Source organism: Spirulina sp. CCNP1310 (genome assembly GCF_034932185.1).
Classification (GTDB): Bacteria; Cyanobacteriota; Cyanobacteriia; order Cyanobacteriales; family Spirulinaceae; genus Spirulina.
Map to the genome: position 1 here is coordinate 21,466 of NZ_JAYGHW010000003.1, position 15,269 is coordinate 36,734.

Sequence of the window (15,269 nt, forward strand, 5' to 3'; positions counted from 1 at the left end):
GCGAGATTGTACCCAGGGATGGGTTTACAGGTATTTTTCAAGGGTATTCGCCAAGGTGGTCTTAGGAACGGCTCCCACGACCATATCGACTCGCTCTCCCCCTTTAAAAATCATCAGGGTGGGAATACTGCGAATGCCGTACTGACTAGCAATATTGGGGTTTTCGTCAGTATTGAGCTTGACCACTTTGATTTGGCCCTCGTACTGTTGTGCGATTTCATCAACCACAGGGGCAACCATCCGGCATGGTCCGCACCACGGGGCCCAGAAATCGACGAGAACGGGGACTTTGCTATCTAAAACGGATTCTTTAAAAGTGCTATCAGTCACTGCTTCGGTCATGGGATGGTGTTCCTTTACCGGGTCTGTAAATATTGTTGGCAATTCTAACATAGCAAAAGCCCCGATCCTTGCAGCCATTGCTCCCCAGAATATACACAATTTATTACGTTTTACCCCCGCTTGCGAACAAAGGCCCGCCATGAGCAGGAAAAAAGCGATCGCCCGTCCCTAGATCAAAGGAGGAACAAGGCCATAAAATGGCCTAAAAAACAACCCCTGATCAAGGCGATTTGCGATCGCCGACCGATATATATATTTCTTTTTATTGATCCGAGAGCGATCGCAAACACAAATGCATAATTCCCCCCTAAAGTCAACCCCAATTTGTGATCAGCAGTGATCAGCGGTGATCACAAATTGAGGCCCAAAACTTGGCACAGTGGAAAAAATGCCAAAATAGCGATCGCCCCTCCCCAATCCCCATTCCCCGTTCCCCATTCCCCCATGACCTCCCTCGCCCGCCGCAACCTCTTTGAAGACATCCCCCGCTTTCTCGTCGCCCAGGCGGGGATCATGTTCGCAGTGAGTCTGGTCACGATTCAAACCGGCATCCTTCAGGGCTTCACCCGCTCCACAACATTGTTGATTGATCAATCCAAGGCGGATCTATGGGTGGTCTCCGATCAATTTGTCTATCTAGAACTCACCCAACCCATGCCCCTGAGTAATGTCACCGCAGCGAAAAATGTCCCTGGTGTGGCTCAAGCAGAGGTGGTAATGCGGGGGTCTGGCCAGTGGCAGGTTCCCCAAGGGGAATTAACCTCAGTGCGAATTTTTGGCTTTGACCCCAACGGTAGCCTGTTTGTCCCCGGTCAGTTGCGGGCGGGGGAGATGGCAGCCCTGAATCGCCCCTATACGATCTTGGCAGATCACACCAATTTGAAGGCATTGAAATTAACCGGGGTGGGCGATCGCGTTCATATTGATTCCTTCCCCGCTGAAGTGGTAGGCATCACCCAAGACACCCAATCCATTGCTTCGAGTGCCTACATCTTCACCTCCCTTGAAAATGCCAACACCTACAGCAATACCCGCTTTTCCTCCCAGGTTAATTGCCGTTATCAGGGGGGGGATCTCGACTGCACCAATTCCTATGCCGAACGCAGCCCCACGGAACTAGAGGCTCCCGGCCCTGTTCAACCTTTGAATCAAACTACGCCCATTGTGTTTATTTTGATCAAGGCTGAATCGGATCAAGATCTCGCTGCCTTGGCCCGTCGCCTTGAGGCGACAATTCCCGATACCAAAGCCTTCACCACCGAAGAAATCTCCAAAATCACCCGCGACTATTGGCAGCAGCGCACCGGCATTGGTTTTATCCTGGGTTTGGGAACGGTGGTAGGGGTGATTGTCGGGATGGTGATTGTGGGGCAGATCCTCTATGCTTCGGTGTCGGATCATTTAAAGGAATTTGGCACGCTGAAGGCGATGGGGGCTTCGGATCGGTTCATCTATCGGATCATCATCGAACAAGCCCTCTGGATGGCAATTTTGGGCTATGTGCCGGGGATGAGCTTGTGCTTAGGGGTTTCCTATTGGGCGATGACGACGCAGGGAATTTTGATCCTGATTACCCCTTTAACGGGGGTGGGGGTGTTGGGGGTGGCGATCGCCATGTGTGTGGGGTCGGCGGTGTTTGCGATCCAAAAAGTAACAAGGGTGGATCCGGCGATCGTGTTTAAGGCTTAATTGATCGTTTCAGCCGCCTAACCATCAGTGCGATCGCGCTCGGTGCGAACCCATTGGGATTCCGGACGAGTCAAAAAGCGAAAATAGAGGGGGATTTTCCAAAGGATGTAAAAGGGAATGGAGAGGAGCATCCGGGGTGAGAGATCCTGACGACCAAACCGGAGCCAGGCCGTAAAAATCGCAGTGAACAAGAGTAAGCCAGCGATCGCCCCAGTAAACACCGGCCAGGCCAACGACCAACCCAACCCCCACAACCCCAAGCTCAACCCCATCACAGCCCCCCAGAGCAACACCAACAGCGTTAAAGGTGGAACCGCCAATTCTAGAGCGAGGGCGATCAGATCGAGTCGGCCCTGCTTCATCCCTGCCCCGATCAAGCGGGGAACGGTTTTAAACAAGGTTTGTAAATGGCCATGTTCCCAACGGGTGCGTTGGCTCGTCGCGGCCTTAGACTGACTGGGGAGGCGGCCCATCACCAGGGTAGTGGGGGAAAATTGGGGGGGATAACCGGCGATCGCCAAATCCAGCCCCAACTGCATATCTTCAACAATATTGCCGCTGGCCAAACTAATTTGGGGCAGAACTTCCCAAGGAAACGCCATGCCTGTGCCGGTGAGCAAACAGGGCTGTTGTAATTGCCACAACCCCAAGGGGCGGACTAAATTCTTCACCTTAAAGGCAAAGGCAGAAACCGCATCTTTCGCTTGGGGTTGAGGCGGTTTTGCCATTAAATACAAAGCCTGTACGGGTCGTTTTAAACCAACGGCCTGTTTAGCAATCTGTTCAATTGTCCCCATCTGCACATCACAATCCGCATCCACCATCACCACCACCGCCGGAGGGTCTGGAGCAAGATGTTGCAAACCAAAATCGAGAGCATAGCCTTTGCCCCGATGTTCCGGGTCTTCCCGCTCTAAAACCTGGATCCCCAAACTCCGAACAACAGCCGCCGTATCATCGGTGCAGTTATCCGCAATAACAAGAATTTCTGCGGCCTCTGGGAGTTCCAGCAAAATGGGTTTCAGGGTGGCCGCAATCCCCTCCGCTTCATTGTGGGCTGGGATCAAGACGACGGTTTTAGGCATCCCTAACGTGCGGCTGAGGGGTTGGGCGCGGGCAATGGTTGCCCCCCAACATTCCAGCCATAAAACTGCACAGAGCAGGCAAAGGATCCCGGTGGGGATCAGCATAAGCACCGAAACCAGCAAAACCATGGCGGATTGCAAAAAAAGGCTACAGCCATCCTAGCCGAATCTGCCCAATGGGGTCGATGTTGACTTAGGGTTACTCGTCGGCATCTGCGACGGCAGAGAGCTTATCCACCACTTGGGCGCGGCCGGCACGGGTGGCCCGCAGCAGGCGATCGATGGAAGCTCGCTCTTCCGTTAAGAGGGGTTCTTCTAACAGGGCGGCCATTAAGCCATAGCGGTCGGCAAGGGTCAGTTCCCCGGTTACACTGACATGGGCAAATAGGTCAGATAATGCACCAGGGAGAAGTTGAGGATGAGATTTTATAAAATTGGGCATTTTAAATAGCTTAAGCAATCGTAATGATTCGTCTAGTATCCCTGAGGTTTCCGGCAATCTCGGTGATGGCACGGGGATTTTATGGTGATGAATGTCAGGATTAATCGGTGATCAGGGTGGGCGATCGCCGTGATGGGGATCATTTCGCCCCCAATTGGCGCAATAATGTCTCTCCAGAGAATTTTTTCGCTACAGTTTGGAACAGGGGTGATGGGGGACAATCCCCAGGGGTGGGATTTTACAGATGGGGTCAGCCCATTGTTTTTTGAGTCGAGTAGACTTAGAACTAACCGAGGGGGATAATCCAATCAAAGACTAGACGGACAACGGCTAGGGGATAAGCAGGGCTATGGATGCAGAGCAACGCAAAAAAATTACGGGGTACTTCATCTTAGAAGCGAAAGAGCATCTCGAAGTGATGGATGAAAGTTTGCAACACTTTCAAGCCACCATTGATGATCCTGAACAAATTCACGAAATTTATCGCGGGGCCCATTCCATCAAGGGGGGAGCGGCGATGTTGGATTTTGAGGCGATTCGCTTCACAGCCCATCGTCTCGAAGATTATTTTAAGTTTCTTAAAAATAATCCCTTCCCCATTGACCGCACCCTTGAGGAACTGATTCACGAGGTTTATCAAATCCTCACGGAAGGAATTGATACCCTCGAAGCCACGTTAAATTTACCCTCAAAGTTTGCCCAAGATATGCTGGCTAGGGTACAACCCTTGTGTGAGCGGGTGTCGCAACATTTGGAACAATTGACAGCGGGCCGGGGGGAGTCGGTGGAACTCCCCGATGAGATGGTGACGGCCCTCAATGCGATTACGGTTTTAGCCCAACAGCCCGATGATGCGGGCAATCGGGTGCAGATCCAACGCCATTGTCAAAACCTGTTAGAGCAGTGGCAGAACCATGGTGATTGGCACGCTCTTGTGGAAGCGGCCCAAGGGGCGATCGCCTATCCCCAAAATGACTACAGCCATACCAGCCACCTGATTCTCACCGCACTCCGCACCGGAGCAATGGCGTTGGTCAAGGGGGAGGCGATCGCCCTTCCTCCCGAACTGCAAGCCATGGCAGAGGCCCCTCCTGCCTCGGTGGGTGACATCGAAGATGTTTTTAGTGAAGACCCATTTGCCACCGATTCAGCTTCAGCACAATCAGATTGGCTCAACGAAGATCCAGAACTGGCGGAGTTTCTCAATGGCGATTTACAAGCCCCCCCACCACCTCCCGCCCCTGTGGATGACCTTGAAGCCCTCCTCAATGAATTTGACACCACCCCCCCCATTGAAGGCCGCGAACTGGATCAACTCCTCAGCGCCTTTGACACCCACCCCGCCATCCCTGAACCCTCCCCCCCCAGTGATCCGCCGGATTTAAGCCAAGACCTTGATGATCTTTTTGGGGCCCAAAGTGGTTGGGAAGAGGAAGATTGGGAAACCGGCACAGAATCCGCTTCCCCCTTGCCCCCTTCCGGTGAGGATTTACTGGCCATTGGTCAATCCCTTGGGGGGGAGCGATCGGCGACAACCTACCCATCCCCTGCCCCCTCCAGTTCCGAAGGGGAACTCTTTGGGGCTGATTTTTCCTTTGAAACGGAGGCCGATACTTCAGAAAACGCGACAATCTTTGATGCCAATCCTCCCAGCTACACCGGAGCCACCGTCAGCGGGACAGTTCATCACGAACTGGATCGGGATCTCAATGACCTTTTCGCAGATTTTGATGATCCCGATACCCATGGCGTATTAAACCCCGATTTCAATGCCACTAGTCCGGGGGTCGTTGTCCCTGACCTGCCGGTTGTTCAGGATGACTTTGGCGATCTCTTAGCCATTGGTGATAATGCCTTAGGGGATATCGATGCCAAATCTACTGCTGCCATGTTTGGCGATGATCCCGAAAACCCCGATATTGTTGAATTTGATCCCCTCGGAACCTTCACGGGTCAAGAGCAGCCCTCCGCTGGTTTCTTTGGGAATGCGGCTGATCCTGAACTAATCGATGATGATGATGATATTGATGTTGATGATCTCGCCGCCTTTCTCAGTGGTGAAAATGCAGACTTCACCGCACCTCTCCCCTCACCCCCCCCGGCTCGCTTTGATGATCTCAATGGCATCCTCGGCGAAGAAGCCGATACCCTCAGTTTGGCAGAAATTGATGATTTGGGCGCGTTTCTCAGTGGTGAAACTGAAGAGGGGTCTACCTTGGAATTTGCGCCGAGGTTAGAGGCAAAGGCTTCCTTTGATGATCTCTTTGCCGATGTGGTGATTCCAGAACCGACGGTGGAATCTAACAATGATTTTAACGATCTCTTCGGGTTGACCCCTGAAACCCATGGGGATAGTCACCAAATTGATGATCTTGAAGCCTTGCTGAGTGGCAAACCGGACGAAACCATTGATGATCTTGAAGCCTTGCTGAGTGGCAAACCGGATGAAACTATTGATGATCCGAGCTTTGGCGCTTTAGAGGCGATGATGGTGGGTGAGGTGGAGGCTGTGCCTTTGCCAGAGAATAACCCTGAAGTTGATGAGTTAGAGGCATTATTTGCAGCGGCAGCGGCGGCTCCGGTTCCGGTGTTTCGAGAACCTTCGCCGCCAATTAGCGTAGGGGCAAAAAATGTTTCGCCCCCACCAGTAGCCGCCGAAACTCCCACAGAACTGGGCTACTATACCCCCTGGGATGAATTGCTGGGTTTGGTGGAGCGATCGCCCCTCGAAGCTAAAGATTTAACTGTGGCCACCTCCTTTGCTGCCTTGGAGGCCCTCCTTGAAGAAAACAACACCATTGCCCCCCCCATTGCCCCGACCCTAGAGCATCATCCTGTTCCCCTTGATGTTGCCCCGGCTCCCAATGGCGAATGGGATGATTTGATCAATATTGTCCAAGAGGCCCAACAAAAGGCGGGGGAATTAATCCCCGCCCAGCGCCCCATTGCCAAGCCCCGCAGTACCCGCGCCACCGTTGAAGCCACCCTTAAGGTTCCCGTTAAGCAGATGGATAACCTCAATAACCTCGTGGGGGAATTGGTGGTCAATCGCAACAGCTTAGAAGGGGATGAAGAACGGTTGCGGCAATTCCTCGATAACCTGATGCACCAAGTCCAGAACCTCAATGATGTGGGGGGAAGGATGCAGGATCTTTACGAGCGATCGCTCCTCGAAGATGCCCTGTTACGGAGTCGGCGGGAATACCGGGCCAAACAGGGGGGGAATAGTGATTTCGGCAGCAGCAGCAGTAATGGGACACAAACCCAAACCACATCGGAAACCGTTGGCGAATTTGATGAACTGGAAATGGACAGTTTCACCAAGTTCCACGAACTGGCCCAAGAAACCATTGAAATGATCGTCCGGGTGCGGGAATCCACCGCTGATATTCAGTTTCTCGTCGATGATATTGATCAAGTGGCGCGAACATTACGCCAAGTGACATCCCAGCTTCAGGAAGGGTTAAATAAATCCCGCATGGTTCCCTTTGGCAACACCGCCAGCCGCCTACCTTTGGCGGTGAAACGGATTGCCCCCCAACTCAATAAGCAGGCCAATTTAGAATTGGAGGGTCAAGAAACCTTAGTAGATAAAATGCTTTTGGAGCATCTTTCTGATCCCCTCACGCATTTGGTGAACAATGCCCTCACCCATGGCATTGAGCCGCCGGAAATTCGCCTTGCTTCAGGAAAATCTCAAGCGGGGCATATTAAAGTCAGCGCCTTGCAACAGGGGAACCAGACGGTGATTTCGGTTTCCGATGATGGGGCGGGGATTGATTCCCATCGGGTCAAGCAAAAGGCGGTAGAAAAGGGATTGTTAACACCGGGTCAAGCGGCACAAATGGATGAACAGGCCACGTTTGAATTGCTGTTTCATCCGGGGTTTAGTACGAAGGATCAGGCGGATAATTTTGCCGGTCGGGGTGTGGGTTTGGATGTGGTGCGCACGAGTATTCATGATATTCGTGGCACAGTGATGATTGATTCTAAGCTCAATAAAGGCACAACGTTTACGATTCGTTTACCCCTCACTTTAAGTATTGGGAAAGCCCTCTGTTGTATTAGTGAAAATGCGCCGATTGCGTTTCCTTTAGATGGGGTGGAAGATATGGTGGATGTGCCTCATCATAAACTGCGCCGCAATGCCCAAGGTCAGCCCTGTGTGCAGTATCGGGATATGCTGTTGCCCTATCACCATTTATCGGCGTTGTTAACCTATAACCGTCGCATTGGTCGGGGCAATTTCTATGGCAATAAACGGGAGGATAATATCCTCTCGGTGGTGGTGCTTCGGGGTGCAGATAATCATATTGCCGTGGGTGTGGATCAGGTGTTGGGTGAGCAGGAAATTGTGATTAAGCAGTTACAAGGGCCGGTGCCAAAACCCGCTGGGATTGCGGGGGCGACGGTGCGGGGGGATGGCACGATTATGGCGATCGCCGATGTCTTGGAACTGATCGAATTAGCCCAGGGTCGCCTCCGCAAGGAAACCTCAAGCTGGCAAACGATGAACAATCTACCGGAGGAACAGGAAGCCATTGTCCGCTCTGAGCCGACGGTGCTGATTGTCGATGACTCGATTACGGTGCGGGAATTGCTGTCGATGACGTTTGGCAAGGCGGGTTATCGGGTGGAGCAGGCGCGGGATGGCCAAGATGCCTGGGATAAACTTTGCTCAGGTCTGCCCTGTGATATTGTGTTCTGCGATATTGAAATGCCCCGCGTTGATGGGTTGGAACTGCTCGATCGCCTCTCCCATGATGAGGAGTTACGGGATCTGCCCATTGCCATGCTCACCTCCCGGGGGGCGGAACGTCACCGCAATGTGGCGGCGGAGTTGGGGGCCTGTGGCTATTTCACCAAACCCTATTTAGAAGATATTTTGCTCGATGCTGCTGAACGGATGATGCAGGGGGAAATTCTCCTCGAAAACAGCAGCCGAAAACAGCGATCGCCCAAACCGAAAGCGGCTCCATTGCCCACACCGGAACCGGCCCCCCTGCCCATCCTGGCCAATGGATATGCTAGCGGCGATGATCATATCCCCGTGCAGGTGTTAATTATTGATGACTCGGTGACGGTGCGATCGCTCCTGTCCATGACCTTTGAAAAAGCGGGCTATCAAGTCGAGCAAGCCCGGGACGGTAAAGAGGCCTGGGATAAACTCAACAGCGGCCTGCGGCCAGATCTGATTTTCTGCGATATTGAAATGCCCCGCCTTGATGGCTTAGAACTGCTAGGGCAGATCTATGGCGATGGGGAACTGAACCGGATCCCTGTGGCGATGCTCACCTCCCGAGGGGCGGAACGCCATCGTAAGGTGGCGGCGGAGCGGGGGGCCAGTGGCTACTTTACCAAGCCCTATGTGGAGCAGGAATTGCTAGCAGCGGCGGATCGAATTCGTCGTGGTGAGGTGTTGTTGAAAGATAGTGTGCGCAGTCCGGGTTTAACCACAAAACCCATCGAATCCCTGCCGGAAGTTGCCGTCCCAGAACCCCCCATGGCCCCCCTGGAGGTTGATCCCCAGGCGACAATGATTGATTTTGATCCCCAGGCGACAATGATCGACTTTGATCCCCAGGCAACGGTGATTGATTTTGATCCCCAACCCACGGTGTTCCAAGAGTCATCCATGGCGGATTTCCTGCCCCCGGTGTCCTATTCCCAACCCTTGGATCGTCAGCCCCGGGTGCTGATTATTGATGATTCGATTACGGTGCGATCGCTCCTGTCGATGACGTTTGAAAAGGCCGGCTATGAAGTGGAGCAGGCCCGTGATGGCAAGGAAGCCCTCGATAAACTCCAAGGGGGCCTCAACCCCGATCTCGCCTTTTGCGATATTGAAATGCCGAAAATGGATGGGTTAACGCTGTTGGATCATGTGGCCGCCGATAGTCGTCTCCACCATATCCCCATTGCCATGCTCACCTCCCGGGGGGCGAAAAAGCATCAACTGGCCGCCGCTGAACGGGGTGCGAAGGGTTACTTCACCAAACCCTATACTGAGGATGTGTTACTGGATGCAGCAGAGCGGTTAATGCGTGGGGAAGTATTGCTAAAGGTGGAAGCGTAGGAGTCCCGGATTATGGATGAACAGCACTATTGTCCCGTCAGTCATAGTTTTGCGGCGTTGATGTCCCGCGTTGATAAATCGGGACTTTAACGGATGGAATTTACCCTCGCCCTTGGGACGCTCTACGGTCAACTCCTCGGTGTTGTTGGTCTGGGCTACATTTTAGGACGCTGTTTATCCCCAACTTTGCCCCAACGGATTGGGGATTTTCTGTTTTGGATTGGTGTTCCCTTGGGGGTGCTGATTTTTCTGCGGGGGGCGGATCTATCGGGGGCGATCGCCCTTGCTCCTTTAATTGCCTGGGTCGCGACGTTACTCGGAGCCGCCCTCACCTGGCTGTGGTCACGGTATCAACCCCTTCCCCAAAGCCAATCCACCGGCACGCTCATGTTAGCCACGATGTTCGGCAATACCGGCTATCTGGGCTATCCGATTATCCTCACCCTTTTAGGGGAGCAGTATTTTGCCTGGGTGCTGTTTTACGATTTGTTAGGGACAACTGTTGGAGCCTATGGTTTGGGGAGTTTAATTGTTGCCCGGTTTCAGCCCCAAACGGTGCGAGTGTTGCCCCATATTGAACTGTTGAAAGCGTTACAAAATCCCATCTGGTGGGCCCTCGGTTTGGGGTTGTGGTTGCGTCATCTACCCCTACCTTTGTCGGTGGAAACCAGTCTCAGGGCTGTGGGTTGGGGGGTGATTAGCCTTTCTTTGGTGTTAATTGGGATGCGATTAAGCCAATTGCGATCGCTGCGCCATCGTCGCGCTGTGGCCGCTGCTTTGGGGATCAAAATGGTGATTGTGCCGCTGGTTTTAGGGATCATCCTGGGGTTATTGGGAATGACAGGGGCATTACGCCTAACCCTCGTCTTGCAAATCGCCATGCCGCCGGCCTTTGCCACCTTGGTACTCTCGGAAGCCTATGATTTAGACCGAGAATTGGCGGTGACGGCAATCGCCCTCGGTTCCATCGCTCTCCTCCTGACGCTTCCGATCTGGCTCCTCCTTTTTCCCCCCATTCCTTAGGGTGAGAGCAGCCATTTAGGGGAGGTGAGCAAAAATAACTCGCCATTGCCTAAGGGGTTGCCGTTGGGGTTGAGCTTAATGCCAATGATGCCCGCTTTTTTGAGAATGAGGCGATCGCCATGGTTGTATTGCTCCCCCCAAACCAACTGCTCCGCCCATTGCCCTAAATCCGGTTGATGGCCCACAAGGGCGATGGCCTGATAGGTTTGCAACTGATACCAATTCACCCACAGATGAATATCCCCCCCCGGCGCTAAGGGCGTGAATAGCTCAAAACCCGCCGCAAGGCCCGTCTCTTGGAGAATCACCGCCGTCTGTTGCGCTCGCACCAAGGGGCTAGTCAGCATTGCATCAAACCGCAGGCCCATCTCTGCCAACCGTTGGGCCACTCGTTTGGTTTTTTTGCGTCCCCCTTCCGTGAGGGGTCGCTCGGCATCGGTGGTTTGGGCATTGCGATCGGCGGCAATGCCATGGCGAATCAGGTAAATTTGCATCTAGATCGATTCCACCGGCAATGTTAATGGCTCAACTTCGACGTTAAACCATTGATCCCCTTCTCGATCCATCACTACCAAAATCGATTGGGCTTGGAACCGCTGTAAACGGAGGAAAAACGCCGACACGACGACAGCGGGGATAAACGTGCGAATCCCACTGCGAAACACCGGAGTTTGAGGATTGGGGAGTTCTAAGCGGGGACGAGGTGGGGGAGATGCCTCAATTGCGGTGGAATGATGATCATCCTCAGCGGTCGGGGCTGTTGGGGCTGGAGTGATGGGTTCAATGGCGGTGGCCTCACTGTCCGATTCCTCTAAGGGCGACTCCGTTGGTTCATTACGGTCTAGGGTGGGCAAAGCTTCCATCACCGGAGCAACAACGGTCGTTACCGTTAGCAATTCCCCTGGCCAAATATCCATGAGATCGAGACCGACAAAACATCGCAAGCGGGCGATCGCCTTTTCCTGCATTTCCCCCAATTCCCCCACCTGAGCCAGATAGCGCCACCGTTCAATCCCCTGAATCCGCATTTGCAAGGGAGAATGGGCCCGCATTCCCTCGGCGACCGTTGTTAACGGCACAGCAGGCAATTCATTTTCTGCATCCGCTAATTCCGGATTAGCCAGCGTCATATACCATTCCGGCAACTTGCGGCAGATGATCCGCTCAAAATCCCCGGTAAAGTGGGGGGCAGGATGGCCGCGTTTTTGCCAAAGGGTGAGAATATGTTCCACAGAAATTGCTTTATAGCGACCTTGGTAAAGGGCTTCAATAATCGCCGCCCGAATCCAATCCGCCGCGTAGAGGTCTAACCAATGGCCCATCCGCTCCGCCGTCGTATGGGGTTTGGTATCAAACCCATAATGACTCAGGAGCATAATCGCTTGGGCGATGATTGTACGTCTGGCGGAACCGGAGGTGGTCATGGTCATGGTCAAGGGTTGCAGGCGAGCAATCGGGGAAAGCAATTCTCTCCCCTATGTTATACGGTATTTTCGGCTTTCCCGATGGAATCGTGGAAAATTTTGCGGCGGATCTAAAAACCTCAGCCCAGATTCTCAATAAGAACGGCGGGGCTGAGGTCGTTGAGGGTTGAAAACATTCGCGAGAAGGACCGGAAGGAATTAAGCGGCTTGGCGGTTGACAACTTTGGCGGATGTTTTACGTATTGCCGCTCTAATTAACGTTGAGGAGGCCATGACGCACACCATAAAATACGCGCTGAATCAGCGTGCGGTCTTGGGCATCGAGACTATGACCCTCTTCTTGAAGAATTAATTGCATTCTGTGGTGGTCGTAGCGGGAGAGGGTGCGGTTGGTGAGGGCGCGGAGGGTCAGTTCGCGGATGCTGGTGCTCATGGTCTTGGCTCCTTAAAGGGGTTTATGAATGGGGCGTTTATAATCTTTTGTTTTCTTAACATTAAGTATGACCGATCCCGGCAACCCCCACGGTGATCCAGGGAATTTATCCGGGGTGATCTTTACAAAACCTCATGGTGATCGGTTCTGGAGGGGTGAGGTGATGGCTGTCACGGTTAACCCGGCGAGAAAACCATTGATAATGGAAATAGCACCCCTGCGAAGCTGCCTGCATGAGCCACTGCCTGAACCCCCAATGTGATCAGCCCCACAACCCCAGCAATGCCAACTTTTGCCAACGCTGTGGCCAGCCCCTGCGCTTGAAGCAACGCTATCGCAGCTTAAATCTGTTGGGACAAGGGGGGTTTGGGCGCACGTTTCTCGCTGAAGATGAACAACAACCGGGCCAGCCCCGCTGTGTGATTAAACAATTTCACCCCCTGGGTCAAGCTAATGCCAGTAAGGCGATCGCCCTCTTCCAACAGGAAGCGATCCGCCTTCAGGATCTCGGCCATCATGATCAAATTCCCAGCCTCTATGCCCATTGTGAGGAAGGGGGAAAACATTACATTGTTCAGCAATACATTGATGGCCAGAACCTCACCCAAGAGTTCCAAAGCCAAGGGGTATTTAATGAGGCGAAAATTCGCAGCCTATTACTGGATTTGTTGCCGGTTTTGGAGTTTATCCATAGTGGAGGCGTGATTCATCGCGATCTGAAACCGGATAATATGATTCGCCGTTGGAGAGACGATCGCCTCGTATTGGTGGATTTTGGGGCGGCAAAGTTTGCCACCGCCACCGCCCTCGCCCAAACCGGCACGATGATCGGCAGCGCCGAATACACCGCCCCGGAACAGTTGAGGGGACGAGCGACCCCCGCCAGCGATCTCTACAGTTTGGGCGTAACCTGCTTACATTTGCTGACGGGGTTATCGCCCTTTGATTTGTTTGATGTCCATGAGGATTGCTGGATGTGGCGGCGTTATTTATTTGATAATCCCGTCAGCGATGAGTTGGGCCGGGTGTTAGATGGCTTGGTGGCGGGGGCAATTAAGGAGCGTTGGCCCAACGCCACAGCGGTATTGACCGCATTACAATCCCCCTCAATGGGGGGCGCTGCGACCCTGCCCCCTGTGGTGACGGCGGAGTACCACACCTTAGCCCAGCTTTTGGCCCAGCAACAATGGGAAGCGGCGGATCAAGAAACCGCTGAAATTCTCTTGAAATTAACGGGGCGCGATCGCCACCGTTGGCTCCGCTGGCAGGATCTCCAGGCGGTTCCCCTCCCTGCCCTAGAAACGCTAGATCAACTCTGGGTAGAGGCGAGTCATGGCCTGTTTGGATTTTCCGTCCAACAGCGGGTTTACGAACGTTTGGGGGGGAACCGCCTCTATCGCACCTCCCTCTGGCAAAAGTTTGGCGATGTGGTGGGCTGGCGCGATCGCGATCGTTGGCTCCTTTATGGGGATCTGACGTTTAATCATCTCGCCCCTCAGGGCCATCTCCCCCGCTATTGCTTCACGATCAGCGGCCGCCATCTTCAAAATTGGTTCTATGGTTGGCCCCAAACCCTCTGGTTTTCTGTAATGGCTGTTCTCCAACGGTTCAATTAATGAATCGGCGGAGGGGCAAAAATGGGCGTAGGGGCGAAAAATTTTTCGCCCCTACCATAATTGGATTCACCAAATTACCAATCCATCTAATCCCAATTTATTTGGCAGATACCGCTGCCACGGGTTCAGAAACAGTGAGGGGGAGCGTATCATTAACCGGCTCTACGGGTAAGTTGGGAGTCGTAGGGGCGATGAAGTAGAGGATAATCGCCGGGCCAACCCCTGTCACCATTCCCAACAGCACCGGAACCACAAAACCCGATCCCAGACTCATCACCGTTGAAAAGGCCAAGTTACTTAAATACACCACCAACGGGAATACTAACTGCTGACGGGAAAGGGCCAAGGGCTGCTTGGGCCAGAGGAACGTAGCCACCGTCATAAACACAATCCCCGTTGCCAGCCAACCGACAAAGTTTTGATAGGGCATCCCGAAAAAAGCGCCGGGTTGTTCCCAAATCCAGAAGGGGACGGTGGTTTGGCTCATGGCGGGGTCAAGGACAAAATCCCAGGAGGTGAGCAGGAGGGAACCAAGGGCGATCGCCACCGGCAACCGTAACCAAGCTGCCCCTTGGAGGCGCGACTCTAAACCCACCCGGGCCAATAAATAGGCACAGATCCCCAAATAGAACCAGGAAAGGGGAATCGTGAAGGGGACTAAACCGGCGACTTTATACCCCAGGCCACTGAGGTAGCGGTAATGGCCAAAGGGAAAGCCGGTGCTGGTTCCCAACAATTCGCTGCTGAGGGAGAGGAAGATGGCGGGCAACATAAAGGTCAGGGCGCGACGGGTTCCGAGAATGCGGAAGGCATAAACCGCCACAGCAGCAGTTCCCAATAGCATATAGGCTACGCCGCCGCCGGCCATCGACCATTGAAAGACCGTTTGGCCAATCTCCGGGAGATTGGCAATTAATTCAGCATTGGGCAGGACGATGAGTAACCCGGCCAAACCAAACGCCATTGATAAAATATGACCGACGAGCAAGGAACGCTCTACCATTGCAAGCTGTTTCATCCAAATTCAATCCTCTTAAACCTTAATGTGTAAGGGGTTGGGAAAAGATCAACGTTTCCTCCCCCCTTGAAGGTCAGTAAATCCCGATGGGGGAGATCTGACTGTGAGCAAGTTAACTGAT

11 protein-coding genes and 1 pseudogene are annotated in these 15,269 nt (G+C 53.3%); 5 read left to right on the top strand and 7 right to left on the bottom strand.

The features are described from left to right. Nucleotides 1-24 precede the first annotated feature (24 nt). Nucleotides 25-342 carry a thioredoxin gene (gene trxA, locus VB712_RS01345; RefSeq protein ID WP_323251512.1) on the bottom strand — a complete coding sequence of 106 codons (318 nt, stop codon included), beginning with the start codon at nt 340-342 and terminating at the stop codon, nt 25-27. A 444-nt stretch (nt 343-786) separates the two neighbouring features. Between trxA and VB712_RS01350 the strand changes: the two genes are divergently transcribed. Next, complete coding sequence (locus VB712_RS01350; RefSeq protein WP_323251351.1) at nt 787-2,031, top strand: ABC transporter permease; 1,245 nt, start codon at nt 787-789, stop codon at nt 2,029-2,031. A gap of 17 nt (nt 2,032-2,048) precedes the next feature. Here the strand turns inward: VB712_RS01350 and VB712_RS01355 are convergent, their stop codons facing one another. Together VB712_RS01355 and VB712_RS01360 are read right to left on the bottom strand one after the other, a co-directional pair. Beyond that, nucleotides 2,049-3,245, bottom strand: a complete 1,197-nt coding sequence (locus tag VB712_RS01355) for a glycosyltransferase family 2 protein (RefSeq protein WP_323251353.1) — start codon at nt 3,243-3,245, stop codon at nt 2,049-2,051. Between the two features lie 70 nt (nt 3,246-3,315). After that, entirely contained in the window at nt 3,316-3,558 is a 243-nt protein-coding gene (locus tag VB712_RS01360; RefSeq protein ID WP_323251355.1) for a hypothetical protein, read from the bottom strand. A gap of 349 nt (nt 3,559-3,907) precedes the next feature. On the opposite strand from VB712_RS01360, the pseudogene VB712_RS20330 reads away from it, so the two are divergent. From VB712_RS20330 to VB712_RS01370, 3 genes and pseudogenes are all read left to right on the top strand, one after another. Continuing rightward, a pseudogene (locus VB712_RS20330) lies at nt 3,908-4,183 on the top strand (Hpt domain-containing protein); the annotation flags it as partial. 2,256 nt (nt 4,184-6,439) lie between these two features. Continuing rightward, nucleotides 6,440-9,634, top strand: a complete 3,195-nt coding sequence (locus tag VB712_RS20335; protein ID WP_416236221.1) for a response regulator — start codon at nt 6,440-6,442, stop codon at nt 9,632-9,634. 93 nt (nt 9,635-9,727) lie between these two features. Then, the gene (locus VB712_RS01370) at nt 9,728-10,657 is read left to right on the top strand and encodes an AEC family transporter (protein WP_323251359.1); all 930 of its coding nucleotides are present in this window, start codon (nt 9,728-9,730) and stop codon (nt 10,655-10,657) included. On the opposite strand, the gene sixA is transcribed toward VB712_RS01370, so the two are convergent. From sixA to VB712_RS01385, 3 genes are all read right to left on the bottom strand, one after another. Further along, complete coding sequence (gene sixA, locus VB712_RS01375; RefSeq protein ID WP_323251361.1) at nt 10,654-11,151, bottom strand: phosphohistidine phosphatase SixA; 498 nt, start codon at nt 11,149-11,151, stop codon at nt 10,654-10,656. The genes VB712_RS01370 and sixA overlap by 4 nt on opposite strands. Next, complete coding sequence (locus tag VB712_RS01380) at nt 11,152-12,087, bottom strand: hypothetical protein (protein WP_323251363.1); 936 nt, start codon at nt 12,085-12,087, stop codon at nt 11,152-11,154. A gap of 244 nt (nt 12,088-12,331) precedes the next feature. Next, nucleotides 12,332-12,514, bottom strand: a complete 183-nt coding sequence (locus VB712_RS01385) for a hypothetical protein (protein ID WP_323251365.1) — start codon at nt 12,512-12,514, stop codon at nt 12,332-12,334. Nucleotides 12,515-12,747: 233 nt separating this feature from the next. On the opposite strand from VB712_RS01385, the gene VB712_RS01390 reads away from it, so the two are divergent. After that, nucleotides 12,748-14,130 (top strand): protein kinase domain-containing protein, encoded by a 1,383-nt coding sequence (locus VB712_RS01390; protein WP_323251367.1) that lies wholly within the window; start codon nt 12,748-12,750, stop codon nt 14,128-14,130. A gap of 97 nt (nt 14,131-14,227) precedes the next feature. Here the strand turns inward: VB712_RS01390 and cruF are convergent, their stop codons facing one another. After that, nucleotides 14,228-15,148, bottom strand: coding sequence for a gamma-carotene 1'-hydroxylase CruF (gene cruF, locus VB712_RS01395; protein ID WP_323251369.1), 921 nt, complete (start codon nt 15,146-15,148; stop codon nt 14,228-14,230). Nucleotides 15,149-15,269 lie beyond the last annotated feature (121 nt).

Excerpts from the sequence above, each read along its gene's own strand:
- trxA (WP_323251512.1), bottom strand. The coding sequence starts at position 342 with ATGACCGAAGCAGTGACTGATAGCACTTTTAAAGAATCCGTTTTAGAT.
- VB712_RS01350 (WP_323251351.1), top strand. The coding sequence starts at position 787 with ATGACCTCCCTCGCCCGCCGCAACCTCTTTGAAGACATCCCCCGCTTT.
- VB712_RS01355 (WP_323251353.1), bottom strand. The coding sequence starts at position 3,245 with ATGGTTTTGCTGGTTTCGGTGCTTATGCTGATCCCCACCGGGATCCTT.
- VB712_RS01360 (WP_323251355.1), bottom strand. The coding sequence starts at position 3,558 with ATGCCCAATTTTATAAAATCTCATCCTCAACTTCTCCCTGGTGCATTA.
- VB712_RS01370 (WP_323251359.1), top strand. The coding sequence starts at position 9,728 with ATGGAATTTACCCTCGCCCTTGGGACGCTCTACGGTCAACTCCTCGGT.
- sixA (WP_323251361.1), bottom strand. The coding sequence starts at position 11,151 with ATGCAAATTTACCTGATTCGCCATGGCATTGCCGCCGATCGCAATGCC.
- VB712_RS01380 (WP_323251363.1), bottom strand. The coding sequence starts at position 12,087 with ATGACCATGACCACCTCCGGTTCCGCCAGACGTACAATCATCGCCCAA.
- VB712_RS01385 (WP_323251365.1), bottom strand. The coding sequence starts at position 12,514 with ATGAGCACCAGCATCCGCGAACTGACCCTCCGCGCCCTCACCAACCGC.
- VB712_RS01390 (WP_323251367.1), top strand. The coding sequence starts at position 12,748 with ATGAGCCACTGCCTGAACCCCCAATGTGATCAGCCCCACAACCCCAGC.
- cruF (WP_323251369.1), bottom strand. The coding sequence starts at position 15,148 with ATGAAACAGCTTGCAATGGTAGAGCGTTCCTTGCTCGTCGGTCATATT.